Annotated in this window: 21 protein-coding genes and 1 pseudogene; 10 read left to right on the top strand and 12 right to left on the bottom strand. The window is 65.2% G+C overall.

All coding sequences use genetic code 11. The features are described 5' to 3' along the window. Both ACG2LG_RS16505 and ACG2LG_RS16500 read left to right on the top strand, forming a co-directional pair. The coding region (locus ACG2LG_RS16505) for an IS256 family transposase (RefSeq protein WP_396260800.1) at nucleotides 1-1,109 on the top strand (1,109 nt) is incomplete at its 5' end. A gap of 328 nt (nucleotides 1,110-1,437) precedes the next feature. Further along, nucleotides 1,438-1,596, top strand: a complete 159-nt coding sequence (locus ACG2LG_RS16500) for a hypothetical protein (protein ID WP_396260799.1) — start codon at nucleotides 1,438-1,440, stop codon at nucleotides 1,594-1,596. Here ACG2LG_RS16500 and ACG2LG_RS16495 read toward each other — a convergent pair. Then, nucleotides 1,557-1,721 (bottom strand): annotated as a pseudogene (locus ACG2LG_RS16495) (hypothetical protein); the annotation flags it as partial. The gene ACG2LG_RS16500 and the pseudogene ACG2LG_RS16495 overlap by 40 nt on opposite strands. 429 nt (nucleotides 1,722-2,150) lie before the next feature. Between ACG2LG_RS16495 and ACG2LG_RS16490 the strand changes: the two are divergent. The 4 genes from ACG2LG_RS16490 to ispE all read left to right on the top strand — a co-directional run bounded on the left by ACG2LG_RS16490 (nucleotide 2,151) and on the right by ispE (nucleotide 4,901). Beyond that, nucleotides 2,151-2,537, top strand: a complete 387-nt coding sequence (locus ACG2LG_RS16490; RefSeq protein ID WP_396260797.1) for a hypothetical protein — start codon at nucleotides 2,151-2,153, stop codon at nucleotides 2,535-2,537. A 133-nt stretch (nucleotides 2,538-2,670) separates the two neighbouring features. Then, entirely contained in the window at nucleotides 2,671-3,132 is a 462-nt protein-coding gene (locus ACG2LG_RS16485) for a MarR family winged helix-turn-helix transcriptional regulator (RefSeq protein WP_396260796.1), read from the top strand. Between the two features lie 235 nt (nucleotides 3,133-3,367). Further along, nucleotides 3,368-4,000: a polyphenol oxidase family protein gene (locus ACG2LG_RS16480; RefSeq protein ID WP_396260794.1), complete on the top strand. Its 633-nt coding sequence runs from the start codon at nucleotides 3,368-3,370 to the stop codon at nucleotides 3,998-4,000. Between the two features lie 7 nt (nucleotides 4,001-4,007). Beyond that, nucleotides 4,008-4,901: a 4-(cytidine 5'-diphospho)-2-C-methyl-D-erythritol kinase gene (gene ispE / locus ACG2LG_RS16475; RefSeq protein ID WP_396260792.1), complete on the top strand. Its 894-nt coding sequence runs from the start codon at nucleotides 4,008-4,010 to the stop codon at nucleotides 4,899-4,901. 175 nt (nucleotides 4,902-5,076) lie between these two features. Here ispE and pyk read toward each other — a convergent pair whose 3' ends face one another. The 3 genes from pyk to rpoN all read right to left on the bottom strand — a co-directional run bounded on the left by pyk (nucleotide 5,077) and on the right by rpoN (nucleotide 9,062). Next, entirely contained in the window at nucleotides 5,077-6,480 is a 1,404-nt protein-coding gene (pyk, locus tag ACG2LG_RS16470; RefSeq protein ID WP_396260790.1) for a pyruvate kinase, read from the bottom strand. A 92-nt stretch (nucleotides 6,481-6,572) separates the two neighbouring features. Further along, complete coding sequence (locus tag ACG2LG_RS16465) at nucleotides 6,573-7,613, bottom strand: P-loop NTPase (RefSeq protein WP_396260788.1); 1,041 nt, start codon at nucleotides 7,611-7,613, stop codon at nucleotides 6,573-6,575. 48 nt (nucleotides 7,614-7,661) lie between these two features. Continuing rightward, complete coding sequence (gene rpoN / locus ACG2LG_RS16460; RefSeq protein ID WP_396260786.1) at nucleotides 7,662-9,062, bottom strand: RNA polymerase factor sigma-54; 1,401 nt, start codon at nucleotides 9,060-9,062, stop codon at nucleotides 7,662-7,664. A gap of 173 nt (nucleotides 9,063-9,235) precedes the next feature. Here rpoN and ACG2LG_RS16455 point away from each other — a divergent pair, with 173 nt between their 5' ends. From ACG2LG_RS16455 to guaA, 4 genes are all read left to right on the top strand, one after another. Then, complete coding sequence (locus tag ACG2LG_RS16455) at nucleotides 9,236-10,618, top strand: UTP--glucose-1-phosphate uridylyltransferase (protein ID WP_396260785.1); 1,383 nt, start codon at nucleotides 9,236-9,238, stop codon at nucleotides 10,616-10,618. Between the two features lie 115 nt (nucleotides 10,619-10,733). Then, complete coding sequence (locus ACG2LG_RS16450; RefSeq protein ID WP_396260783.1) at nucleotides 10,734-11,321, top strand: HAD family hydrolase; 588 nt, start codon at nucleotides 10,734-10,736, stop codon at nucleotides 11,319-11,321. Nucleotides 11,322-11,404: 83 nt separating this feature from the next. Beyond that, nucleotides 11,405-12,859 carry an IMP dehydrogenase gene (gene guaB, locus ACG2LG_RS16445; RefSeq protein WP_396260781.1) on the top strand — a complete coding sequence of 485 codons (1,455 nt, stop codon included), beginning with the start codon at nucleotides 11,405-11,407 and terminating at the stop codon, nucleotides 12,857-12,859. Nucleotides 12,860-12,866: 7 nt separating this feature from the next. Then, entirely contained in the window at nucleotides 12,867-14,393 is a 1,527-nt protein-coding gene (gene guaA / locus ACG2LG_RS16440) for a glutamine-hydrolyzing GMP synthase (protein ID WP_396260779.1), read from the top strand. Between the two features lie 68 nt (nucleotides 14,394-14,461). Here guaA and ACG2LG_RS16435 read toward each other — a convergent pair whose 3' ends face one another. The 8 genes from ACG2LG_RS16435 to ACG2LG_RS16400 form a co-directional block, all read right to left on the bottom strand. Beyond that, the gene (locus ACG2LG_RS16435; RefSeq protein WP_396260777.1) at nucleotides 14,462-15,394 is read right to left on the bottom strand and encodes a transglutaminase domain-containing protein; all 933 of its coding nucleotides are present in this window, start codon (nucleotides 15,392-15,394) and stop codon (nucleotides 14,462-14,464) included. A 209-nt stretch (nucleotides 15,395-15,603) separates the two neighbouring features. Beyond that, nucleotides 15,604-16,524 carry an NAD-dependent epimerase/dehydratase family protein gene (locus ACG2LG_RS16430; RefSeq protein ID WP_396260776.1) on the bottom strand — a complete coding sequence of 307 codons (921 nt, stop codon included), beginning with the start codon at nucleotides 16,522-16,524 and terminating at the stop codon, nucleotides 15,604-15,606. 13 nt (nucleotides 16,525-16,537) lie between these two features. Then, on the bottom strand, nucleotides 16,538-17,569 hold the full coding sequence (gene tdh / locus ACG2LG_RS16425; protein WP_396260775.1) for an L-threonine 3-dehydrogenase: 1,032 nt from the start codon (nucleotides 17,567-17,569) through the stop codon (nucleotides 16,538-16,540). A gap of 7 nt (nucleotides 17,570-17,576) precedes the next feature. Beyond that, nucleotides 17,577-18,752, bottom strand: a complete 1,176-nt coding sequence (locus ACG2LG_RS16420) for a glycine C-acetyltransferase (protein WP_396260773.1) — start codon at nucleotides 18,750-18,752, stop codon at nucleotides 17,577-17,579. Between the two features lie 8 nt (nucleotides 18,753-18,760). Beyond that, the gene (locus tag ACG2LG_RS16415; RefSeq protein WP_396260772.1) at nucleotides 18,761-20,242 is read right to left on the bottom strand and encodes a Gfo/Idh/MocA family oxidoreductase; all 1,482 of its coding nucleotides are present in this window, start codon (nucleotides 20,240-20,242) and stop codon (nucleotides 18,761-18,763) included. Between the two features lie 18 nt (nucleotides 20,243-20,260). Next, nucleotides 20,261-21,355 (bottom strand): phosphotransferase enzyme family protein, encoded by a 1,095-nt coding sequence (locus ACG2LG_RS16410; protein ID WP_396260770.1) that lies wholly within the window; start codon nucleotides 21,353-21,355, stop codon nucleotides 20,261-20,263. Between the two features lie 5 nt (nucleotides 21,356-21,360). Beyond that, a complete protein-coding gene (locus ACG2LG_RS16405) occupies nucleotides 21,361-23,346 on the bottom strand; it encodes a sodium:solute symporter family protein (RefSeq protein WP_396260768.1) in 1,986 nt (661 codons plus the stop codon). A 46-nt stretch (nucleotides 23,347-23,392) separates the two neighbouring features. Then, nucleotides 23,393-24,793 carry an ROK family protein gene (locus tag ACG2LG_RS16400; protein ID WP_396260766.1) on the bottom strand — a complete coding sequence of 467 codons (1,401 nt, stop codon included), beginning with the start codon at nucleotides 24,791-24,793 and terminating at the stop codon, nucleotides 23,393-23,395. Nucleotides 24,794-24,977 lie beyond the last annotated feature (184 nt).

The raw sequence follows: 24,977 nt of genomic DNA, 5'->3' as shown, positions 1-24,977 counted from the left end.
ACGGGCTGCCCCGCATCGCCGAAATGCTTCTCAACGCCGCCATGCTCCTCGAACGTGCCGCCCACATTCAGGCCGGCTCCCACGAGCGCACCGGATCCCGCACAGGCTACGCCAACGGCTTCAAACCGAGGGGCTTGCAAACCTCCCTCGGGGCTCTGGATTTGCGCATCCCGCAGGTCCGCGACTGCGAGGAGCCGTTCCGAACCTCGCTGCTCGAAACCGGCTCACGCATCGACCGCGCGCTCAAGGCCGCCATCGCCGAAATGTATCTCCAAGGCGTCTCCACCCGCCGGGTCACCGAGGTCATGAAGAAGCTCTGCGGACTGGAGGTCACCTCCACCCAGGTCTCGCGCCTGACAGCCGAACTCGACGCCGAATTCGAGAAATGGCGCAACCGCCCGCTGCCGGCCATCCTCTACCTCATCCTCGACGCCACCTACATCAAGGTCCGCCTCGACGGCGCGGTGCGCGACTGCGCCGTGCTCACCGCCATCGGCGTCTGCCGCGAGACCGGCAAACGCATGGTCCTAGGCGTCTCGGCGGCCATCTCCGAAGCCGAGCCGCACTGGCGAAAGTTCCTCGCCTCGCTCAAGGCCCGCGGCATCGGCATCCCGGATCTCGTCACCTCCGACGCCCACGAGGGCCTGAAGGCCGCCCTGCGCGCCACCCTCAACGCCACCCCCTGGCAGCGCTGCCAGTTCCACCTCCAGCAGAACGCCCAGGCCTACGTGCCCAATGTCGCCATGCGCAAGCAGGTCGCCGCCGACATCCGCTCGATCTTCAACTGCCCGGATCGGGCCAGGGCCGAGGAACGCCTCGCCGAACTGGTTGAAAAACATCGCAAGACCGCCTCGAAGCTCGCCGACTGGATGGAAACCAACATTCCCGAAGGTCTCACCGTCTTCCAAGCTCCGGAGCCCCATCGCCGCCGCCTGCGCACCTCGAACATGAGCGAGAACCTCAACCTCCAGATCAAGCGCCGCACCCGGGTCGCCGGACTCTTCCCCAACGAGGCCTCGGTCCTGCGCCTCGTCACCGCCATCCTCATGGAGACCTCCGAGGAATGGGAAACAGGCCGCGCCTACCTCTCCCTGACAACCGACAACTGAACCAAACTCCAAAACCAACAACCGTTCCAAACCGCCTCCAGAACTTCGTGCCTCTTCACAATTTACAGAAAAAATCTCGCGCGGCCGCCGGATCCGCTCCCGCATCGGCCAGGGGAGCTGCTTCGGCACCCAGTCGTCGGGTGGCGTGATTGCGAACCACATCTTGGCCGCTTCCTCGTCCACGATCTCGCGGTAGTGTCGGAAGATCATCTTCGGCGAGTCGCCGGCCTCCAGGGCGGTCCGGGCGACGTCTCCGGTCAGGGCCACCCGATAGCTGATGAACGAATGTCTGAGGGCATTCTGACGCCAACCGCCCGGGATCCTCGCCTTGGCGGCCACGTCGCTCATGGCGCCCGACGAGTCGGTGATCGGGACGATCGGGCCGGTCTCGTGGCGCCACGGGGCGAGCCATCCCCGGAGGTTGTCGCTCAGCGGAACCAGCCGCCGCGCCGCAGTCTTCGCCTTCCGTCCGGCGATTTCGATGTGACCGCGCTCCCACTTGATGTCCTTCCAGTCCAGCCGGCGGATCTCGGCGGTGCGGATGCCGGCAAAAGCACCGATCGCCAGCAGGGGAAGAATCCGGGCGTGGGCGGCGAGCAGGATCTTCTCCATTTCTTTCGGTGTGAAGATGGAGACTTCGGTTTCCGGCTCCCGAAAGGTCTCTGTCCGTTCGGCGGCGGTCTTCCGGTCGGGATGGAGGTAGCCCTGGCGCTGGGCAAAACGGAACATCGTTACGAGGCAGCGCCGATAGGCATTCTTCGACACCGGCCCGAGGGTCTTCTGCGACCGCAGGAACCGGTTGATGTCGTCAACGCCAACCTCCGCGATCGGACCGTCCATGTGCTTCGTGAATCGGGCCGGTCGCTGACTACCGGCATCGCCTGCGCCCCGCCGGGGTTTGAAATCCTTTTGAGGTCCCGTTCCCCGGGGAAACGTGCAGACGCCCCGCCGGGGCTTGGGGAGTGCAAGATTCTGCCTGAACGATCCATTCGTGGGCGGACGCTTGCACCGCGGGCCGGATCGGTGTCGCTTTCCCTCGCGATGCACCGATTCCCGAGCTTCCTGCTGTGTCTCCTTCTGTCTTCCTGCGGCTGGTTCTCCGAGGAGGAGGAGGAGGTCGAGGAGCCGAGCGGTCCGCAGTTGGTCGGCAGGGTCGCGGCGGTGCATGCCGACCACGGCTTCGTGCTCGTCCAGGGCTTCAACGACCTGAAACTGGGCGTCGGTCTGCTGCTCACGACGCAGGGGGAAGGGGACCGGGTGGGGAGCCTGATGGTGACCGGCGAGCGTTCGGGCCGCTACAGTGCGGCGGACATCAAGGCCGGCGACATCGAGGTCGGAGACGCGGTTTTTGCCCGCCCGAAGCGGGAGGAAGAGGGTCCGGAAGCAGGAAATACTCAAAAAGTTCCGCCTTCCAGCCCCCAAGAATAAAAGGAAAACCGGAAATCCCTGAGTTTTTTTACAATTCGGTCTTGCTAAAGGTCAGGGTGGGTTGCTAGCTTCTTCCCCGCAAAGGCTGTGCTCCCTTACATGTCCCAAAACATGAACACTACTACAACCAGCCATGAAACTGAGCACCTCGAGCCCCAAAGGCTCAACGCTGCACGCCGATGCGGATCGACTTGCTGACTTCGTCCTGTTCACGCAGCGCAGCTGCATCCTGAACCTGTCCACGAAACTCAACAAAGGAAACGTATCATTCCCCCAATTCTTCCTACTGGCCTACCTTTCGAGCGAGGAGTATCTGACGATGTCGGATATCGCGAAAAAGATGGGTCACTCGACCGCCGCGGCCACGGGCCTCGTCGATCGTCTGGAAAAGCTGGGCTATGTGGAGCGCGTCCACGCCGCCGAAGACCGCCGCAAGATTATGGTTCGCATCACCCAGAAAGGAGTCGAGCTCGTCTCGAAGATGCGCACGGAAATCGCGACGGACTTGTCCAGTCTGCTGTCCGAGATGGACGAAGACCAGGTCGAATCGGTCGAACACACCAAGCGCGCCCTCCAGGGCCGCGAGATGGCGTGAACCGCTACTGCTAAGGGACAATACACTCCCCCCAAATTGGCGAATTCCCAAGCGCCCCTGTCACGTTAGTGCCGTGACAGGGGCCCTTTTTTATTTCAGATCGTGCGATTTCAGATTTCAGATTTTGAATTCTTGATGGGGGATTCGGGGCGTGACCCGGGGTGGTGGGTTGTGGCGGAGTGTCGGGGTGACGAGGGATGAGGATTTTTTGGCGCCGCTGCGGGAGCTTCCCGGCGTGCGTGCGGACTTCATTGAGCGGGTGCCGGGGGTTCCGGTGGATGGCGAGCGCGATGAGGTGCTGGAGCGCCTGCGGCCGCACCATGAGGCGCGGGTCCGTGAAATGTTCGGAACGGATTGCTGGTGGCGGGCGGAGCAGGTCCACGGGGCGGCGGTGGCCGTGGTGGGGTCGTCTGCCGGTGAGGCGGGTGAGAAGGCGTCGAGTGAGCCTTTGGAGGGGGTGGACGGGTTGGTGACGGATCAGCCGGGCGAGGTGCTGGGGATCTACGTCGCCGATTGCGGGCCGATCTGGCTGGCGGATCGACGGACGGGTGCGGTCGGGTTGCTGCATTCGGGAAAGAAGGGGACCGAGGGCAACATTCTCGAGGCCGGGGTGAGAACGATGTCGGAGGCTTTTGGCACCCGGGCGCGGGATGTCGTGGCGGTGCTGGGTCCGTGCATCCGGCCGCCGCATTACGAGGTGGACATCGCCGCCCGGATCGCGGGCCAGGCGGAGGACCTGGGACTCGGCGATTTCCGGGATTCGGGCGTCGACACGGCCGCGGATCTCGACCGGTGGTACAGCTACCGGATGGAGAAGGGGCGCACGGGACGCATGTTGGCGTTGATCATGCGGGAGGGAGCCGCATGATCCGGTCGTGATCGTCGAGGCGCCGGCCAAGTTGAATCTCTCGCTGCGCGTGCTGCGGCGGCGGGACGATGGATTCCATGACATCGACTCGGTGATGGTAAGCCTGCCGGGGCTGTGTGACCGGATCGAGATCGAGGCGGCGGAGGTCGATCGGTTCGAGTGCGATGTGCCGGGAGTGCCGACCGACGGCTCGAATCTGGTGCTGAAGGCGCTGCGGTTGTTCCGCGAGGCGACGGGAACCGAGGATCCGCTTCGGGTGCGCCTGGAGAAGGTGGTCCCCCACGGCGCGGGTCTCGGAGGCGGCAGCAGCGACGCGGCGGCGATGCTGCGGGGGCTGAACGAGTTTTTCGGCAGCGGGCTGGAGAGGGAGCGCCTGCGTGAAATGGCGGCGTCGATCGGCTCGGACATTCCGTTTTTTCTCGGTCCGCCGGTGGGGCGTGTCGGCGGTCGGGGCGAGCGGATCGAGGCGGGCCCGCCGCTGCCGCCGCTGCCGGTGGTGTTGCTGAAGCCGGGTTTCGGCGTGGCGACGCCCGACGCCTACCGGGCGTGGAAGGGGGCGCGGCCGGTCGCCGGCGTCGGTTTTGAGGCCCAGACCTTCGATTGGGGCGAGCTGGTCAACGACCTCGAGCGACCGGTCTTCGCGAAGCACTATTTCCTCGCCGAAATGAAGGAATGGCTGCGGGAACGGAGCGAGGTGGCCGGCGCGCTGATGAGCGGATCGGGGTCGACGATGTTTGCCGTGCTTCGGGAGCCGGAAGAGGCGGCCGCGCTGATTCGTGCGGCACGGGAAGAGCTGGATCCGACGCTGTGGGTCTGGAGCGGGCTGACGGCGGGGAGTGGCGCTTTCCACCTGTCCCCCGAAGCCTCGGCGGGGTGGGTGGCGAAGGGGGAAGCGCCATAGCGGGGCGGGGCGGCTTTCAAGCCGCGGAGACACGGTCGTGTCTTCGAAGAGGTCCCGAGCCGACTTCGATCAAGTCATCCGCGAATTCCAGGATTTCATCTCCCCGAACTCCCACACCGAGCCCCGCGATCAGGAGATCGCCACGCCCCGTAATGGCGCTTGAAAAGCGCCACTCCTACGCGTGGTGGAGCAGGATGGAGTTGGCGGCGATGTGATCGGAGAGGAGGTCCGAGACGATGATCATCGGTCCGCCGGGGCGCACGTGGTTGTGCTCGAGGAGGAAGGCCGTGGCACGCTCGATGGTCTCGTCCATGCCCGCGGCGAAGGGCAGGCGGAAGGCCTTGACGCCCCGGTTGAGCGACAGTTGCCGGCAGACGGTTTCCTTCGGGGTGAAGGCGTAGAAGCCGCGGGTCCGCGGGCGCAGCATGGCGACCTTGTTGGCGAGGACGCCGCGGCGGGTGAGCACGATGAGCAGCGAATCCGGCAACGAGTCAGCCAGGGTGATGGCCGCGCGGGCGACCTTCTGGCGTTCGTCGAGGAGCGGGGCCTTCTGGCCGTAGCCGAGCCCGCCGGAGCGTTCGATCCGGCGGGTGATCTTGACCAGGGCATCGACGCAGCGCAGCGGGTGCTTGCCGATGCTGGTTTCGCCGGAAAGCATCAGCGCATCGCATTCCTCGTAAACCGCATTCGAGCAGTCGGTGACCTCGGCACGGGTGGGGGTCGGGTTCTGCACCATCGACTCGAGCAACTGCGTGGCGACGATGACCCGGGTGCTGAGCTCGTGGCAGCGCTTGATGATGCGGCGCTGGAGGATCGGCAGGTCCTCGAAGTCGACCTCGATGCCGAGGTCGCCGCGGGCGATCATGATGCCGTCGGCGGCGTGAATGATCGAGTCGATGTGCTTCACCGCCTCCTGGTCCTCGATCTTGGCGATGATCTGGGCGGTGCCCTCGAGGGCGTCGGTGGCGGAGCGGAGTTCGTGGACGTGGGCGGCGTCGCGGACGAAGGAGCCGGCGACGAAGTCGGCGTCGCATTCGACGGCCAGTGCCAGGTCCTTGCGGTCCTTGTCGGTCATGGCCGGGAGGTTGAGGCGGGTGCCGGGGAGGTTGATGTGGCGGCGCGAACCGAGCTTTCCGGCATTGCGGACCTCGCACAGGATGCGGTCGTCCTTCTTGGTGCGGATTTCCATCAGCAGGGTGCCGTTGTCGACCACCAGTGTCCGGCCTTCCACGACGTCGTCCATCATCCCCGGGTAGTTGACGGTCGTGGAAAGCGGGATGGACGGATCGGTGCCGGCCTTCCGGAATTCGACCAGGTCGCCGATGTTGAGTTCGTAGGGCTCGTCGAGGTCGCCGGTACGGATCGAGGGGCCGGTGAGGTCGAAGAGGACGGCGGCGTGGAGGTTGCGTTGCTCCGACTGGCGGCGGATGAGCCGGGTCATCTGCCGTGCCCACTCGTGCTTCGCGTGGCTCATGTTGAGCCGGAAGATGTTGGCACCGGCATCGAGCAGCTCGCCGATGGTCTCTTCCTTCTCGGTGGCGGGGCCGAGGGTGACGATGAGCTTGGTCTTGCGGGGCATGATGGATGGGAGGATGGCGGATGGAGGATCGTACTGAGGGGTCGTCTATCCTCGGTGTTGCGGGGGTCGGTTGATTGGGCGTGCCGATTTCATCATCGGCGGTCCTTGATCGCTTGGGCGGCGGCGTGGAAGGCGGCGGAGGCGGCGCTTTGGTCGGGGGGGGTGAGGGCGATGGGTCGGCCTTCGTCGCCGCCCTCGCGGACGGGCGGTTCGATCGGGATGCGGGCGAGCATGGGGACGTTCATCTTTTCGGCCTCACGCACTCCGCCTCCATCGCCGAAGATGGCATATCGCGTGCCATGATCGCATTCAAACCACGCCATGTTCTCGATGAGTCCCAGAATCGGGACGTTGACCTTGGCGAACATCGAGACCGCCTTGCGGGCATCGATGAGGGCGACCTCCTGGGGGGTGGTGACGATCACCGCGCCATCGACCGACACGGTCTGGGCGATCGTGAGTTGGATGTCGCCGGTGCCCGGCGGCAGGTCGAGGATGAGGTAGTCGAGTTCGCCCCAGGCGACCTGCCGCAGGAACTGCTGCGTGTAGCGGGTGGCCATCGGTCCGCGGACGATCACCGGTGAGCGCTCCTCGAGCAGGAAGCCCATCGACATCAGTTTCAGTCCGTGGGCCTCGATCGGAATGATCTCTTCGTGCTCGTTGGCCATCGGCCGTTCGTGGCTGCCGAACATCATGGCGATCGACGGGCCGTAGAGGTCGCAGTCGCAAAGGCCGACCCTGGAGCCTGTGGCGGCCAGCGCGATGGCGAGGTTGGAGGCGACCGTGGACTTGCCGACGCCGCCCTTGCCGGAGGCGACGGCGATGATCTGCTTCACGCCGGGAATGGAACTCTGGCCCTCGACCGTCGAGGGCGCGCCGGTGGAGTCGGGCGGATTCTGGACGTCGATTTCGACCCGGACGGTGCCGAGGTCGGGCAGTTCGGCGAGGGCCGCGTGGCAGTCCTTGAAGATTCGCTCCGGAACCTCGGGGTCCTTGGTGGAGACCTGGATGCTGACAACGGTCTCGCCGTCCCCGGTCCTGATGTCCTTGACGAGGCCGAAGGAGACGATGTCGCGGGAGAAGCCGGGGTAGGAGACCCGGCTGAGGGCTTGTTTGATCAGGTCAGTGCTCATGCGCGTGCCCCACCCGTAGAGGGATTTCGCCGGGGATCAAAAGCGAAGTCAGGAAAAGCTGCGCCGGAGGTGGGAGGGAAGGACGCCGAGTTGGTCGCGATATTTCGCCACGGTGCGGCGGGCGACCGGGATCCCCTGGGCCTTGAGGGCCTTGGCGATGGCGTCGTCGGAGAGCGGCTTGGCGGGGTTTTCCTTGGAAATGAGTTCCTGCATCGCCTCCCGAACCCCTGCGTTGGAAACCTTCGATCCGTCGGCGGTTTCGTAGCCCGCCGCAAAGAATGCCCGCATCTCCATCAAGCCGTGGGGCGTAAGCGCATACTTTCCGGCGACGGCCCGCGACACGGTGGTGGCGTGCAGCTGGAGTTCGTCGGCGATGTCGTTCATGGTCAGCGGGCGCAGGTGCCGGGGGCCCTTCTCGAAGAAGTCGCGCTGATGCTCGATGAGCTTTTCGGCGATGCCGAGGATGGTGCTCTGGCGCAGCGAGAGCGAATGGATCAGCGTCCGCCCCTCGCGCAGGTTTTCACGCAGGAACTGGCGAGCCTTGGCATCGGAGCCGGTGCGGCCGAGCAGGTCCTTGTAGAAGTCGCTGATCCTGAGCTTCGGCAGGTACTCGTTGGTGAGGCGGGCGCGCAGGCCATCATCGGTGTTCTCAATGATTACATCGGGCCGGATGTGCGGGTTGCCGCTCGGGTCGTACTCGCCGCCCGGATTCGGGGTCAGCTTGCCGATGGCCTCGGCGGCCTCCGAGATGCGGTCGACGCTGGTTCCGAGTGCGCGGGCGATGCGCGGGTAGCGCTTGCGGGCGAGGTCGTCGAGGTAGTCGCTGATGATGCGGTATTCGAGCGAGTTCTTGCGGTCCCGGCGTTCGAGCTGGATGAGCAGGGAGTCCTTGAGGTCGAGCGCGCCGACGCCGACAGGGTCGAAGGTGCGGATCAGGGCGACGGCTTCCTCGACGTCCTTCTTGTTCAGTCCGAGCCGGATCCCCAACTCGGAAGGGGGGAGGTCGTAGAAACCGCGGGAGTCGAGGTTGCCGAGGAGGGCCTGGGCGGCCTCCCGGACGGAGGGTTCGAGCAGCGAGAGTTCGAGTTGGGCGGCGAGGTGCTGCTGGAGGGTCTCGGGGGCGATGATGGACTGATAGAAATGCTCGCGCCGCTCCTCGTCGTCCGGCGTCCAGGTCTGGTTGCGCCGCTCCATGATTTCGAGTTCGCGCCAGTCGTCCTCGGTGCGATCGAGATCATCGAGGGAGTCCGCCTCCTCCGCGGAGGGCTCCATCTCGTCGAGCGAGAGCGACTCCGTCACGTCCTCAAGTACCGGATTGGTTTCCAGGGCCTGCTGCACCATGTGGGTGAGCTCCATCGAATTCGCCTGCAGAATTTCCAGGCTGCGCCGCATCTGGGGCGCCAGCGACTGCTGCTGCGAGAGCGATTGATGGAGCGAGGGCTCGGGCATGAGCGGACGGCGAAACGCGCAGGTTCGCTCGGACTCTTTACCCGATTCGATCTGATTCGACAGCAGAAAATATGCCAATCGCGAAAAAAAGTATTTGACGGGTCTCGGACTCCGCGGATTTCGCGTGACCTTTGCCAGCCACCACCTAAGCCGTGGGGGCGAATACTCCGAGCATGAAGCAAGCCGACTTTTCCAAATTCGAGGCCAAAATGTCCGAGGCGGGGGTGGCCCGCCCGGCCATCGAGACTTTCCGCCGCAATTACGAGTCACTCTGTCGCGACGAGACCGGGCTGATCCCGGAGGAGGCGATCGAGCCCACGGCCGATCTTCCGGCATATCCCGATCCGGTCGACGATTTCGATCCCGCGCTGCTGGCGCAGACGGTCTTGATCAAGCTCAACGGCGGCCTCGGCACCAGCATGGGATTGGAGAAGGTGAAGAGCCTGCTCGAAGTCCGGCCGGGGGTGACCTTCCTCGACCTGATCGTCCGGCAGGTTGCTTCGCTGCGCGAGCGGACCGGTGCGCCGGTGCGGCTGCTGCTGATGAACAGCTTCGCGACCAGTGAGGACACGCTGGGGCATCTCGCCGGGCATGCGCCCGAGGGCCTGCGGGCGGCGGACGACGTCGAGCTGATGCAGAACCAGGTGCCGAAGATCGACGCCGGGTCGCTTGCGCCCGTGGCATGGCCTGCCAATCCCGATCTGGAATGGTGCCCGCCGGGTCACGGCGACCTTTACCCGGCGCTGGTCGGCAGCGGCTGGCTGGACCGGTTGCTGGACGAGGGAATCCGCTACGCCTTTGTTTCGAATTCCGACAACCTCGGCGCGGTGCTTGCGCCCGAACTGTTGTCGTGGTTCGCGGAGTCCGACGCGCCCTTCATGATGGAGGTCACGCGGCGGACGCAGGCCGACCGGAAGGGCGGGCATCTGGCGCGCCGAAAGTCGGACGGCCAGCTCTTGCTGCGGGAAGTTGCCCAGTGTCCGGATGAGGATTTGGAGGCGTTCCAGAACATCGATCGCCACCGGTATTTCAACACCAACTCGATCTGGATCCGGCTCGACCGGCTCAAGGAGACGCTCGGGGCCAACGGAGGCCTGCTGCCGCTGCCGATGATCCGGAACCGCAAGACGGTGGATCCGCGCGACAAGTCATCGACGCCCGTGTTTCAACTCGAGACGGCGATGGGAGCGGCGATCGAGTGCTTCGATGGGGCGACGGCCATCGACGTTCCGCGTTCCCGCTTCGCGCCGGTGAAGACGAGCGCCGACCTGTTTGCACTGCGATCGGACGCCTACCGCATCGGTGAGGATGGCCGCGTGGCCCTGGTCCCCGAGCGGGGCGGGGTGCCTCCGGTGGTCAGGCTGGACGACCGCTACAAGTTCGTGGACGCGCTTGATTCGCTCGGCGTGCCTTCCCTGGCGAAGTGCGATTCCCTCACGATCACCGGCGAAGTGCGCTTCGAGGACGGGGCGGAGGTGGTGGGAGAGGTGCATCTCGACGGGTCGGCCGAACCGGTGGTGTTTTCCCAGGCGGGAAAGCGTGCTGGTTTTCAGTGAGTTCCACAGGAGGTGGCAGGATGTGACGAACATTCCTGTTTTGTGCGCTTGTCATCGCCGGGCCGATTGCTACGCCCTCCGCCCGATGGCAAAGGTTGGAGAGCTTAAAGTTTCAATGGACGGGGTCGAAGCGGTGATCTTCGACTGTGACGGGACCCTGGTGAATTCGATGCCGGCCCATTTCGCGGCGTGGTGCGAGGCGCTGGCCTACTACGGCGCGGCCAATGTGTTTCAGGAGGATGTCTTCTACGCGATGGGCGGGCGGCCGACGACCGACATCGTGGTCGAGCTCAACGACGAGTATGGCCTGAAGCTCGATCCGGAAGCGGTCGCGATGAAGAAGCGCGAGGCGTTTCTGGGGCAGCTCCACACGCTCGACGGGATCGACGAGGTGGTGGCCCTTGCCCGTTCCCTGCGCGGCAAGCTGCCGATGGCGGTGGCCACCGGCGGCACCCGCCTGGTGATCGAAAAGACGCTGCAGGCGCTCGAGCTTTCCGACCTCTTCGACGAGGTGGTGACGGCGGACGACGTCCGCGTCGGCAAGCCGGCCCCGGACATCTATTTGAAGGCGGCCGAGTTGCTCGGCGTCGCGCCGGGGAAATGCCTGGCCTTCGAGGATGCGCCGGCGGGCATCATGGCCGCCCAGCGGGCCGGCATGCAGGTGATTGCCGTTCCGGCTCCGCTGGAGTTGTTGAAAGGCTGATGTCGGTGAGGCGACCGCCGGAAATTTCGAGGTGGGGACCGATTCGGACTTGATTCCGGGCGTCGTGCTCCATTGACTCCGCCATGGCGGACATCACTACCGGGCTCTCCTTCGACGACGTCCTTCTGGTGCCCCGGTTGAGCGCGGTGCTCCCGGCGACCACCGATCTCTCGACCGCGCTCACCGACAGCATCGACCTGCGCATTCCCGTCGTCTCCGCGGCGATGGACACCGTTTCGGAATCCGAGCTGGCGATCGCGCTGGCCCGGGAGGGCGGCATGGGGGTGATCCACCGCGCCTGCGACATCGGCGACCAGGCCACGATGGTCTCACGGGTCAAGCGCTCGGAGAACGCGGTGATTCTCAAGCCGCTGACGGTCCGCAAGGAACAGACGGTTTCCGAAGTGGTGGCGATCATGGAGGAGCACGGTTTTTCCGGCTTTCCGGTGGTCGATGAGGGAGGACGCCTCGAGGGGATGATCACCGGGCGCGACATCCGCTATCTCGACTGCGAAAGATCGAAGGTCAGCGACGTGATGACGCCGATGGAGCGGCTGGTCACCGCGCCGCCGAACACCGAACTCGATGAAGCGCGCCGCATCCTCTATCAGAACCGGATCGAGAAGCTGCCGCTCGTCGACGGCGAGGGCAAGCTCGCGGGACTGATCACCGGGGCCGACATCGAGAAGCGTGCGGCATTCACCGATGCCGCCAAGGACCCGAACGGCCAGCTTCGCTGCGGGGCGGCCGTGGGCGTGGGTCCCGATTGCATCGAGCGCGGACAGGCGATGATCGAGGCGGGGGCCGATGCCTTGTTCATCGATGCGGCGACGGGTCACACGACCCGGGTGATGGAGGTGATCGAAAAATTGCGCAGCCTTTCGGATCGTCCCGTGGTCGCGGGCAACGTGGTCACCGAGGAGGGAGCCCGCGACCTGATCGATGCCGGTGCGAGTGCCCTGAAAGTGGGCGTCGGGCCCGGATCGATTTGCACGACCCGCGTGATCGCCGGCGTCGGGATGCCGCAGTTCACCGCGATCCAGAACGTCGCGCCTTACGCCCGCTCGAAGGGGGTGAAGGTGATCGCCGACGGCGGGATCCGCTACTCGGGCGACGTGGTCAAGGCGCTCGCCGCCGGGGCCGACCTGGTGATGCTCGGGTCGCTGCTCGCCGGCACGCGCGAGAGTCCGGGCCAGACGGTTTATTCGCAGGGGCGCCGCTTCAAGACCTACCGCGGGATGGGCTCCATCGGCGCGATGAAGAAGGGCGCGGGCGACCGCTACAGCCAGAACTCGTCGGGCAAGCTCGTCGCCGAGGGCGTCGAGGGCCGCGTGCCCTACAAGGGGCCGCTGGCCGACGTGATTTTCCAGCTCATGGGAGGCCTGCGCTCGGGCATGGGCTACGTCGGCGCGGGCAGCCTCAAGGAGTTGCGCGAGCGCGCCGGCTTCACCCGCATCACCCCCGGCGGCCTGCGCGAGAGCCATGTTCACGACATCGTGATCACCGAGGAACCGACCAATTACCAGCCCATCAGCTAACGGCATCATGCAGCACGAAGACAACCACGTCGCCGTCCTCGATTTCGGCTCGCAGTACACGCAGCTCATCGTCCGCCGCGTCCGCGAACTCGGGTACTTCGCCCGGCTCTACGCGATCGAGGATTTCCCGGAGATCGGGAATCCCGGTGCGATCATTCTTTCCGGCGGACCGAAGAGCACGGCGGACTCCGATGCGCCCGACCTCGACTTCGAGGCGCTCAAGAAGTTCGGCGTCCCGGTGCTGGGCCTGTGCTACGGCATGCAGCTCCTCAACATCAAGTTCGGCGGCAGCGTCCATCCGAGCGACAAGCGTGAGTATGGTCCGGCGAAGCTGTGTCCGGCCGCGCCGGAGGGACTCTTCGAGGGGCTCGCCCACGAGTCGCAGGTGTGGATGAGCCACTCCGACACCGTCCGCGACCTCGGCGAGGAGTGCGAGGTGATCGCGCGGAACCAGCACGGCACGCCGGTGGCGCTGCGCTGGGGTGACAAGTTCTTCGGCATCCAGTTTCACCCGGAGGTGACCCACACCCACGAGGGGACCCGGATCCTCCACAACTTTCTGCTGCAGGCGAAGAACCTCGAGCCCTTCCGCATCGACGACCTCAAGCGCGAGATCATCGACGGCATCCGCGAAAAGGTCGGGAACCGCCAGGTGGTGTGCGGCGTCTCGGGCGGGGTCGACAGCACGGTGCTGGCCGTGCTTCTCCACGAGGCCGGGGTGAACATCCGGGCCATCTTCGTGGACCACGGGCTGATGCGGAAGGACGAGGGCGAGGAGGTCCGCAGCAACTTCCACCGGATGGGCGTGCCGATCGAAACGGTCGAGGCCTCCGAGTTGTTCCTCGGCAAGCTGGCCGGGGTTTCCGAGCCGGAAAAGAAGCGCGACATCATCGGCAACCTGTTCATCGACGTCTTCTGGGAGGCGGTCGGCGATGCCGAGCTGCTGGCGCAGGGGACGCTGTATCCCGACGTCATCGAAAGCGCTTCGAATGCGAAGTCGAAGGCCTCGAAGATCAAGACCCACCACAACCGGGTCGACCGCATCATCGAGCTCCAGGCCGAGGGCAAGGTGCTCGAGCCGTTGGCCGAGTTTTTCAAGGACGAGGTCCGGGCGCTTGGTGCGTCGCTGGGCATTCCGAACGACATTCTCCAGCGCCATCCCTTCCCGGGTCCCGGTCTCGCGGTGCGCTGCCCGGGCGACATCACCGAGGAAAAGCTCGGGATCATCCGCGAGTGCGACGCGATCTTCATCGATCACCTCAAGGCGTTCGGCTGGTATGACAAGGTGTGGCAGGCCTACGCCGCGCTGGTGCCGGTCAAGACCGTCGGGGTGAAGGGCGACGAGCGCAGCTACGAGTGGGCGATTTCCCTGCGGGCGGTGATCAGTGAGGACGCGATGACCGCCGACTGGGTCGAGCTGCCCTACCAGTTGCTTCGCCAGACGAGCAACGACATCCTCAACGGAGTGGCGGGGATCAACCGCGTGCTCTACGACGTCTCGACGAAGCCGCCGGCGAGCATCGAGTGGGAGTAGAAATCGCGAGTGCCTTTTGAGCGCCGCTGCCTTCGGCGGGTGAACCGGCCTGATTCTGCCGTCGTCGGCTACCGGGATTTCGGGTGACCGGGTGGTGTCACCGGGCTTGCGGGGTCCACCGCACGGGGGGCGGAGTGCCCCTCGAGATCCACCGGGCGGACGCGGACGTCGCTCGTCATCGTGGCCATCGCCGGCACCGGGCTGTAGTAGGAGCCCTGGATGGGATTGATGCTTTCCGCCACCACTGCATGGGCGACCGGCACATACGCATTGTCGCAGAAAATCCCGTAGGTCGGATCGATGCCCCTCCAGCCCGCACCGGGCAGAAAGACTTCAACCCACGCATGCATGTCCCCCGGGAGCGACGGATCCGGCGAAGGAGCATGCACGTAGCCGCTGACGAAGCGGGCCGCCATTCCCATGGTCCGCGCGCAGGCGATGAAGAGCGTGGCATAGTCGCGGCACGTGCCGGAGTGAAGACGGATGGTGTCCATGGGTTCCTGAATGCCCGGCGCGTCCCGGCGCTCGTAGCGAACATTGGCGTTCAGCGTCTGGACCAGTGCGAGAAGCCAGGCGACCGTATCGGTCGGGCGGTAGATGAAGCGCGCATCCAGCCACTGGCGGAGGGCTTGTTGGACTTCCGCCGATGGAGGAGCCAGATAGAGGGAAAGATTGCCGTGATGGAGGGGCTCGTAGGTGAAGGGAAAAGTCCGGGCATAGTCGCGCACCAGAAAATCGAAGGGAGGCAGGTCGGTGGTCGTGACCACGCATTCGGACCGGATCTCCAGCGTCTCGGAGATGGCGGTGTAGTGGATGCTGGCCGGCAGGTTGTCGAAGTCGTCCCTCATCCAATGGATCGTCCCGCCGGGCTCGAGGATCAGTTCGAAGCTCTTGACGTGCAGCAATGAGTTCTCCCTGGGCCGCAAGTAGATCAGATGGGGATGCAACTGCACCGGGCAGTTGTAGGCGTAGCGGCTGGTATGGCGGATTTCGAGATTCACGGGGATGGAGGGGGGAGCGATTGCCCGGGCACTGCTGACGCGCGGGGTGGTTCCGCCCGGCCGGGTGGATCGCGGCCCACTCCCTCGATTGCGGCATGCAATCGAGCTTCGTTGCCTTCGATCCCACGGGTAGTCTCCCGGGATTCCGCAATCAAGGGAAGAACCGATGCATCTCCAGGCGATCGGGCCCGCTCCCGTTGGGGCGGGGCTCAGCGCGGCGTGTCGAAGAAGGCCACGGTGGCGGCAAGCCCCTCGGCAAGGGTGTGTTCGGCCCGCCATCCCGCGGCGGTGAGAGCGGACACCTCCGCCCTTGAATGCCGGACATCACCCGGACGCTCGGGCGCGTGAATGATGTCGGAGGCCGACCCGGTGATCCGGATGACCTCGGAGGCGAGGTCGTTGATCGTCATCTGGTCCCCGTAGCCGGCGTTGAACACGCCCGAAACCCCGGCGGTTTCGGCCGCGAAGACCAGCGCGCCGACGATGTCCTTCACGTAGATGAAATCCCGGGTCTGCCCACCGTCGCCGAAGATGGTGATCGCCTCATCGCCCAGGGCCTTTTCGATGAAGATGGGCACGGCGGCGGCGTAGGCACCCTTCGGGTCCTGGCGGGGTCCGAAGACGTTGAAGAAGCGGATCGCCGCGGTGTCGAGACGTCCCTCGCCCTGGAAAAGGTCGAGGTAGTATTCGCCGTCGAGCTTGGTGATGGCGTAGGGACTCTTCGGCTCGGGAAGCATGGTCTCGACCTTGGGAACGGTCGGGTTGTCGCCATAGACGGCGGCCGAGGAGGCGAAGACGAGCTTGCGCACCCCGGCGCTGGAGGCCGCCTCGAGCACGTTGAGCAGGCCATGGACGTTGATGTCCACGCATTCGGCCGGACGCTCCATCGACTCGGGAACGCTGACCAGCGCCGCCAGGTGGAACACCAGGTCGATCCCTTCGATGGCTTTGCGGACGGCATCGCGATCGGTGATCGAGCCCTCGATGACGGTGCAGTCGAGTCCTTCAAGGTTGCGGGCGTAGCCCGTGCGGAAATTGTCGAGCACCCGGATTTCGTCGGCCTTGCCCTGGTAGTGCTCGACGATGTGGGAGCCGATGAAGCCGGCTCCGCCGGTGACGAGGATTTTCATGCGGACTGGGGGGTCAGGCTTCGAGCCAGTTGAGGATGACCTTGCCGGTGCTGCCCTCGTTCATCGCGGCAAATCCGGCTTCGAAATCGGTGTAGGGGAGACGGTGGGTGATGACGGGCCGGAGATCGAGGCCACCTTCGACCAGCACCGACATCTGGTACCAGGTCTCGTACATCTCCCTGCCGTAGACGCCCTTGAGGGTGAGCATGTTGAAGATGACCCGGTTCCAGTCGATGGCGAGCTCCTGGCTGGGAATCCCGAGCATCGCGATCCGGCCGCCGTGGCACATGTGGGCGAGCATGTCCTTGAAGGCCTGGGGGTTCCCGGACATCTCCAGGCCGATGTCGAAGCCCTCGCGGATGCCGAGTTGCTTGCGGACGTCCTCGAGCTTCTCGGTCCGGACGTCCACGGCGAGGTCGACTCCCATCTTCCGCGCAAGATCGAGGCGGTAGGGGTTGACGTCGGTGATGACCACGTGGCGGGCACCCGCATGGCGGGCGATCGCGGCGGCCATGATGCCGATCGGGCCCGCTCCGGTGATCAGGACGTCCTCGCCCAGGCAGGGAAACTGGAGCGCGGTGTGCGCGGCGTTGCCGAAGGGATCGAAGATGGCGGCGACGTCGAGGTCGATGCCGGCTTGGTGGTGCCAGACATTGGTGACCGGCAGCGCGATGTACTCGGCGAAGGCACCGGGGTGGTTGACGCCCACGCCGCGGGTGTCCTTGCACAGGTGGCGGCGGCCGGCCATGCAGTTGCGGCAGCGGCCGCAGACGAGGTGGCCTTCGCCGCTCACGAGGTCGCCGATGCGGCAGTCCGTGACGTTCGAGCCCATCTCGACGATGCGTCCGACAAACTCGTGGCCGATCACCAGCGGGGGTGAGACCGCCGACTGGGCCCAGGCGTCCCAGTTGTAGATATGCAGGTCGGTGCCGCAGATGCCGGTCCGGTCGACCTGGATGAGCACGTCGTTGATGCCGAGTTCCGGCTCGGGAACCTCGACGAGGTCGAGACCCGGACGGGCGGCGGATTTGACCAGGGCCTTCATCCGTTCGTTAGAGTTTGGCGAAAGCCGCGAGCACGCGCTCGATGTGCTCGTTGGTGAGGGCGGCGGAGACCTGGAGTCGCAGGCGGGCTTCGCCGCGGGGCACGACCGGAAAGCCGAAGGCGACGACCCAGACGCCGAGTTCCAGCAGGCGTTCGCTCTTGCGGATCGCCTCGGCCTCGTCGCCGATCATGATCGGCAGGATGGCGCTCGGGGAATCCTGCAGCTCGAAGCCGAGGTCGGTGAGCCCGGTCCGGATGGCGGCGGTGTTCGCGCGCAGACGATCGATCAGGGTCGTGTCGCGCTGGATGAGCTCGACCGCCCGGGTCGCGCCGCAGGCCACCGGCACCGGCAGCGCGTTGGAGAACAGGCTGGTGCGGCTGCGCTGAACCAGCAGGTCGATGAAGCGCTGGCTGGCGGCGACGTAGCCGCCGGCCGCTCCGCCAAGAGCCTTGCCGAGCGTGCCGGTGATGACGTCGATCTCGCCCCACACGCCGCAGTGTTCGGCGGTGCCCTTGCCGGTCGCGCCGAGCGCGCCGACGCCGTGCGAGTCATCGACCACGAGCATCGCGTTGAACTCGCGGCACAGTTCCAGCGTGGCCGCGAGGTCGGCGACCGAGCCCTCCATGCTGAAGACGCCGTCGGTGATGACCCAGATCAGTTCGGCCTCGGCCGCGGCGGCCTGCAACTTCTCACGTAGGTCGTCGAGGTCGCGGTGCTTGAAGACACCGCGCCGAAGCGGTCGGGAAAGCCGGCAACTGTCGATGATGCTGGCGTGGTTCAGTTCGTCGGAGAGGACGACGTCCTTCGGGCCGACGGCCGTGGCGATGGCGGCCTCGTTGGCATTCCAGCAACTGACGTAGCTGAGCGCCGCCTCGGTCCCCGAGAAGTCGGCAAGCTTCTGCTCGAGCTCGCGGTGGGCGTCGAAGGTGCCGCAGATGAAGCGGACCGACGCGGTGCCGGCCCCGTATTGCCCGAGACCCTTGCGGGTGGCCTCGACGACTTCGGGGTGGTTGGCCAGTCCGAGGTAGTTGTTGGCGCAGAGCACGATGACCTCCCCGGCGTCCTCGAGGCGGACGACCGGACCCATCGGGCCGGTGACGTGGCGAAGCTGCTTCAGGGTGCCGGCCTCCCGGAGACCCCGGAGCGTTTCCTCGGTGCGTTTTTCGAAGACGGATGCGGTCATGATGGCGATCAGGTGATGATGGCGAGCGGCGCGGTGTTCTTCCACTCGCCGCGGGTGAAGTCGGGGAAGTCCTGCGGCATCCCGTCCTCGGCGACCGACTTGCGGGACAGCGGGGTGACGGCGGACCAGAAGACGCCTTCGTACACGTTCTGGTCGAGCGGCTCACCCTTCCGGAGGCATTCGATCGCGCGGAAGTTCATGATGGCATCCATGCCGCCGTGACCGCCGTGCTTTTTCGCAATGTCCTGCATCCGTTTGAATAGGGGGTGGTCGAAGTGCTCGTAGAAGGCGTCGAAGCCTCCGCCCTCGATCCACGCATGGTAGTTCGAATGCTGGTTTGGCTTGTCCTCGGGAAGATCGAGCACCTTGCGCAGGGCGGGGGTGGCGTTCGTCCAAGTGTAGTCCAGCGCGATCCGGTTGGGGAAGCCGGCTCCGGTGCCCCGGGTCCCCTGGATCAGGTTGTGGCGGCTGTAGGGGCGTGGGCTGCTCTCGTCCCATTGGACCATGAGGGTGCGGCCCGCGGTGGTCTTGATGAGCGTGGTGTTGATGTCGCCGCCCTTGGAAAAGTCGAGCTTGGCCGACTTCGAGTCGGGGCCGAGCACTTCCCTGGCGTAGAGTTCGTGATTTCGTGCCGGCGACGAGAAGGAGACCAAACGCCGGAAGTTGTCGTCCTTGCGGGCAAGGTTCATGTACTGGGCGACCGGGCCGAGGCCGTGGGTCGGGTAGAGGTTGCCGTTCTCGTTGGCCCAGTGGAGCGTGCGCCATGATCCGGTGCCGCGCCCGTTTTCATACTGCCGCATCTGGCCGCGGAGTTCATGGATGTAGGCGGCCTCGCCGTGGAGGATTTCGCCGAAAACCTCCTGACGGCACATGTTGAGGAACATCAGTTCTTCCCGGCCGTAGTTGACGTTCTCCAGCATCATGCAGTGGCGTCCGGTCTTTTCCGACGTGTCGATGATCCGCCACATTTCCTCGATGCCGACGGCCAGCGGCACCTCGACGAAGGCGTGGGCACCGGCTTTCATCGCGTCGATGGTCATCGGCGCGTGCCATTCCCAGGGCGTGGCGATCCACACCGCGTCGGGCTTGGTCTCGGCGAGCATCTTTCGGTAGGCGTGCTTGTCACCGGAGTAGGTCTTGACGTTCTTGTGGCGCTCGGGGTCCTCCTTGAGGACGCGCTCCTTGGCCCGCTGGACCGCATCCTCGTAAAGATCGCAGATCCCGACGAACTCGGTCCCTTCCGCGGCAGCGGCATGGGCGAGATGGGTCGGTCCGCGGGCACCGACGCCGATGATCGCGACTTTGACCTTGTCCAGCTTCGGCGCCACGAAGCCGCCCATGTAGCGGGCGCCGGTCGGACGGGATGGGGCGGCCTGGGAGAGGCCGGGGATGGCGGCGAGTCCGGCACCGACGCCGCCAAGGGCCTTGAGGAAGCCCCTGCGGGACCGGGTTGCGTGTTCGCCGGGAGTGTGGGGTTGTTGATCGTTCATGTTCGTTCGGGATTGGTTTCAGAAAACAGCGGTGAGTGAGTCGAGTCGTTGCTTCATGTCATCCATCTGCCCTTCGATGGATTCCACAAGTCGAAGTTGGGATCGGCAGCGGTCGAGGTTGTGCCCGTCACGCTGGGTCTTGAAGTAAATATCGCCCTCGAGGAAGTCGGTCAGAAAGCGAATGCCGACCTCGAGGGTCATCAGCTTGCCCGAGACCGGCAGCAGTTCGATTTCCGATTCGGTGAGGAAACCGGACGCCCCCTCGAGGTAGCCGCGGGCGATCGCCTCGAAGTACTCCGGCCTCATCCGGATCTCGGACAAGTCCCTGCTGTCCTCCCGCGCGGGATTGGTGGCGGTGCGGATCATGTCGCCGAAGTCGTTGAGGGCCGTGCCCGGCATCACCGTGTCGAGGTCGATCACGCAGATGCCCTCGCCGGTCGCATCGTCGATCATGACGTTGTTGAGCTTGGTGTCGTTGTGGGTGATGCGCTCGGGAATGCGGCCGGACTCGAGGGCGTCGATGATGATGTCGGTATCGGCCTCCCGCTCGCGGATGAAGGCCATCTCCTCGGCCACCGCGCCGGCCCTGCCATGGGCGTCGGCTTCGAAAGCCCGGACCAGGTTCTCGAAGCGCTTCCGGGTGTGGTGGAAGTCGGGGATGGTCTCGGAAAGACGCCCGCCGGGCAGGTCGGCGAGCATCCCCTGGAACCGGCCGAAGGCGCGGGCCGCCTCGGTCGCCTGATCGAGGCTTCGGATGGCGTCGTAGGTGCGGGCATTCTCGATGAACAGGTAGCAACGCCAGTGATCCTCGCCGTCGACGTGCCAGTTCCGGAGGTCGCGGGTGGGGATGAGGGTGAGCGTTTGCCGCGAGGCGTCGAGGCCGCCGAGCTTCGAGCGTGAGTGCGCGCAGACCCGCTCGATGTTCCTCATCAGGGCGACCGGGTCCGGAAAGACGTGATGGTTGATCCTTTGGAAGATGTAGCGGACGCCGGTGCCGGCCTGGCTGAATCGGACGGCATAGGTGTCGTTGATGTGGCCGCTTCCGTACGGTTCCGCCGACTGGAAGTCGGCGGGGATCAGGAAGTTCGAAGAGATGGCTTCGAGGTCGTGCATGGGGCTCAGTTGGCGCGGGTCTTGTTGAACACGGAGAACAGCGCGAAGCAGCTGACGACCGCAACCGCGCCAAGGATGGTTCCCATCATCATCTTGCCGTAGACAAAGTTTCCGATGGCAAAGAGGGAGCAGTAGATCATGACCAGGCCGATGAACACGCAGAGGATCTCGTAGGGGAGTTCCCAGCCCTTGCCCTTGGCGGGACCCTCGAGATCGAGACCCTCGGATTCGGCTTCCTGGACGACCTTTCTCCAGCCGGGCCCGCCGGGACGGACCTTGGCATAGAAGTTCCGCAGGGTCTTCGTCTCGCACGGCTTGGTGACGAGCGTCGCGGTCAGCCAGGTGACGGTCGTGATCGCAACGGTGATCAGGAACTGCAGGCTGCCCCAGTCGAGCACGCCGAGTTTCACGGTCCCGACATCGACGAATTTCGGCACGATGAAGGTGACGGTGATCGCGGTCAGGGTGGTGACGATCATGGCCGAGATCTCCGAGACCGCGTTGACCCGCCACCAGAACCAGCGGAGGAGGTAGATCATCCCCGACCCGGCGCCGGAGAGGATCAGCAGATTGAAGGCCTGGGTGGCATCCTGCAGCACGGTCAGCGAGAGGAGTCCCGCCAGGAGCATCAGCAGCACGGTGCAGATCCGGCCGACGCGCACGAGTTCCTTCTGGGAGGCCTTGGGATTGACGAAGCGCTGGTAGAAGTCGTTGACGACGTAGGACGAACCCCAGTTGAGGTGGGTGCCGATCGTCGACATGTAGGCGGCGATGAGCGAGGCGACGACGAGGCCCAGCCATCCCGGGCCGAGCTTGGAGATCATCACCGGGTAGGCGATGTCGTGGCGCAGATACTGCTCGTCAACGCCACTCGCTGCCTCCGATCCGGCGAGGCTGGTGAGGCCGTCCTTCGAGCGCAGGAGAGCGCGGATTTCCTCGGTCTGCTCGGGCGTCAGCGAGGGGTCGCCGGCCTGATACTGGATCAGCAAACTCTCGTAGGGCGCGCTCCGGAGCGTGGCTGCGGCGGCCTCCCGCTCTTCCGGCCGGTCCATCGGATAGATGACCAGCGAGGCGAGGGCGACAATGATCCATGGCCACGGGCGCATCGCGTAGTGCAGGAAATTGAAGAGCAGGGTGGCACCGATGGCGTTCTTCTCGTCCTTGGCGGCAAGCATGCGCTGGGCGACATAGCCGCCGCCGCCGGGTTCGGCACCCGGATACCAGGCGGCCCACCACTGCACGGCGAGGGGGATGAAGAGCAGCGGGACCCATTTCGAGGCGTCGCCGAAATCGGGGAAGATGCGGAGCTTGTCGGCGATCGGCGAGTCGGGTCCGACCAGTCCGGCGAGGCCGCCGATTTCCTGCACCGCCGGCTGTTGTACCGCCACGTAGGCGGCATAGACCGCTCCGAACATGGCGATCGAATACTGGAAGAAGTCGGCCCAAATCACGCCCTTCAAGCCGCCGATGGCGGCGTAGAGCACCACGAAGATCGAGGCATAGACGACGGTCTGAAGCGGGGTCAGGTTGAGCATCACACCGCCGATCTTGATCGCCGCGAGGGTGACCGTTCCCATGATGAGGATGTTGAAGAGGAAGCCGAGATACAGGGACCGGAATCCGCGGAGGAAGGCCGCGCCCTTGCCCGAGTAGCGGAGCTCGTAGAACTCGAGGTCGGTCATCACCTCCGATCGGCGCCACAGTTTGGCGTAGATGAAGACGGTGACCATGCCGGTGATCAGGAAGGCCCACCACGCCCAGTTCTTCGAGACGCCGTCCTCGCGCACCATGCCGGTGACCAGGTTCGGCGTGTCGCAGGAGAAGGTGCAGGCCACCATAGAGATGCCCAGCAGCCACCACGGCATGCCACGGCCTCCGAGGAAGAATTCCTGGGTGTTCTTGCCGGCCGTCCGGGAGGCGACGAAGCCGATGCCGAGGACGACGGCGAAGAAGATGCCGATGATGGTCCAGTCGATGGATTGCAGGCTCATGATGGAGTTGTGGGAGGGAGACGGTGGGTTGTCGGACGTGGGTCCGTCACGGCAGGACCGGGAGGCTGGCCGCGGCGATCGCCTGGCCGTGGCGCTTCATCTTTTCATCGGGCGTGCTGATCTGGAGCGTGGAGGCGAGGGCCGGGAATTCGTCGCGCAGCACGGTGTCGGCGTGCTCGATGATCAGGTCGCCGCCCTTGCCGCTCATCACGCGGCCCAGCAGCAGCAGATGCCGGATTTCGTAAAAGCGGGCGAACTGCGGGATCGAGTATCCGAGGCAGGTGCCGATGGTGCGGTAGATGGCGGCGGCGCGGTCGTCTCCGGCCTCCATGAACTCCTGGACCTTCACAAGCTGCTCCGGTTTGCCCAGTTCGGGATCGATCTCGAGGCCGGAGGCGGGGATGAGGCGGGAGACGCCCTGCTGGCTGAAATACTGGACCGCGCAGCCGATGTCGCCGGACCACTCGTCGGCCGGCGCATTCTCGCGATAGTCGATGGGCACGAACGCAAGTTCGGAAAGCCAGTCGGTGATCGATCCGTCGCCGTCGACGTAGCCTGCCGCCGAACTGGTGCCCATGGCGAAGCCGAGGACGGCGCCGTCCTTCATCGACATCGATCCGGCGAGAGCGGTCACGTCGCCATCATTGACGACCCGGATGGGCACGTCGTTCCACTCGCGGGCGATATCGAGGAAGATGTTCTCGACACGGTCCTTGAAAAGCTCGTCGGGCACGCCGCGGAACAGCGACGCCACGCGGACCCGGTTGTCGACGTAGACACCGGCGGCCGATCCGCCGATCGCATCGACCCGCGGCAGGTGCGCGGCGGCGCGCCGGAGGCTGTCCATGATGCCCTCGTAGTGGTACGATGGATCCTTCTGAAAATAGGGGTCCCAGGGGATCTCCTCGGAGAAGACCACTTCGCCGTCGATCAAGGCGGCACACTTGCGGTCCGAGCCACCGAGGTCGAAGCCGATCCGGCAGCCCTTGAGGGCACTGTCGGTTCCCCTTGCGGAAGCGGTCGAGGGCGGGGAGTCCGACGATCCGGACGAGGCATCCTGAATAGTGAGGGCTTCACCGAAGACCCGCTCCACGAAGTCGGCATCGAATGCCCGCCCGCCGCCGGGAGCGTAGGCTTGCTGAAGTTCGTCGCAGAGTTCAGCACATCCCTTCAGGCGGACCCGGCTGCCGCCGCGGCCCCACAACAGGAACTTGATGGTCCGTTCGAGGTGATGGCGATTGAGTTCGTGAAATTCGGGGGTGTCGGGCAGAAGTGCATCGTCATGCCGCGTCCCGGCACCGTCGGGCCGCAGCAACTCGATCTCGATGGGACGGGTGCCGTGCTCGTCGCCGAGGCTCCGGTACTGGCGCGTCCACAAGGATGCGGGAAGGAACTCCGGGTCGAGCTCCGGTCGGTGCGCGGCAGGGGTGGGAAGAAGTGCTTTCACGTTGGATGGTTCCGTTCTCGGAATGGTCTGAAGGAATGAATTTGAAGGTTCGCCCGTCGAGAACCTTCCTGACAGTTCGAAGGATGGAAATAGTTCCGGTGTTGATAGCCGATCGGCTTGCGTAGCGACTATCTTTTTCGGCTTTCTATTTGTTTTATTCGGTGAAATCCACGGTTGGCGTCGG

It is taken from the genome of Haloferula sp. A504, from assembly GCF_044385805.1.
GTDB lineage: Bacteria > Verrucomicrobiota > Verrucomicrobiia > Verrucomicrobiales > Akkermansiaceae > Haloferula.
Note: the sequence above shows the minus strand (reverse complement) of the source record. Positions and strands in the feature narration are given on the sequence as shown.

Coding starts and splice junctions, on each gene's coding strand:
- guaB (WP_396260781.1), top strand. CDS start 11,405: ATGGCGGACATCACTACCGGGCTCTCCTTCGACGACGTCCTTCTGGTG.
- ACG2LG_RS16420 (WP_396260773.1), bottom strand. CDS start 18,752: ATGACCGCATCCGTCTTCGAAAAACGCACCGAGGAAACGCTCCGGGGT.
- ACG2LG_RS16465 (WP_396260788.1), bottom strand. CDS start 7,613: ATGAGCACTGACCTGATCAAACAAGCCCTCAGCCGGGTCTCCTACCCC.
- pyk (WP_396260790.1), bottom strand. CDS start 6,480: ATGCCCCGCAAGACCAAGCTCATCGTCACCCTCGGCCCCGCCACCGAG.
- rpoN (WP_396260786.1), bottom strand. CDS start 9,062: ATGCCCGAGCCCTCGCTCCATCAATCGCTCTCGCAGCAGCAGTCGCTG.
- tdh (WP_396260775.1), bottom strand. CDS start 17,569: ATGAAGGCCCTGGTCAAATCCGCCGCCCGTCCGGGTCTCGACCTCGTC.
- ACG2LG_RS16455 (WP_396260785.1), top strand. CDS start 9,236: ATGAAGCAAGCCGACTTTTCCAAATTCGAGGCCAAAATGTCCGAGGCG.
- guaA (WP_396260779.1), top strand. CDS start 12,867: ATGCAGCACGAAGACAACCACGTCGCCGTCCTCGATTTCGGCTCGCAG.
- ACG2LG_RS16430 (WP_396260776.1), bottom strand. CDS start 16,524: ATGAAAATCCTCGTCACCGGCGGAGCCGGCTTCATCGGCTCCCACATC.
- ACG2LG_RS16490 (WP_396260797.1), top strand. CDS start 2,151: ATGCACCGATTCCCGAGCTTCCTGCTGTGTCTCCTTCTGTCTTCCTGC.
- ACG2LG_RS16405 (WP_396260768.1), bottom strand. CDS start 23,346: ATGAGCCTGCAATCCATCGACTGGACCATCATCGGCATCTTCTTCGCC.
- ACG2LG_RS16410 (WP_396260770.1), bottom strand. CDS start 21,355: ATGCACGACCTCGAAGCCATCTCTTCGAACTTCCTGATCCCCGCCGAC.
- ACG2LG_RS16450 (WP_396260783.1), top strand. CDS start 10,734: ATGGACGGGGTCGAAGCGGTGATCTTCGACTGTGACGGGACCCTGGTG.
- ACG2LG_RS16415 (WP_396260772.1), bottom strand. CDS start 20,242: ATGAACGATCAACAACCCCACACTCCCGGCGAACACGCAACCCGGTCC.
- ACG2LG_RS16485 (WP_396260796.1), top strand. CDS start 2,671: ATGAAACTGAGCACCTCGAGCCCCAAAGGCTCAACGCTGCACGCCGAT.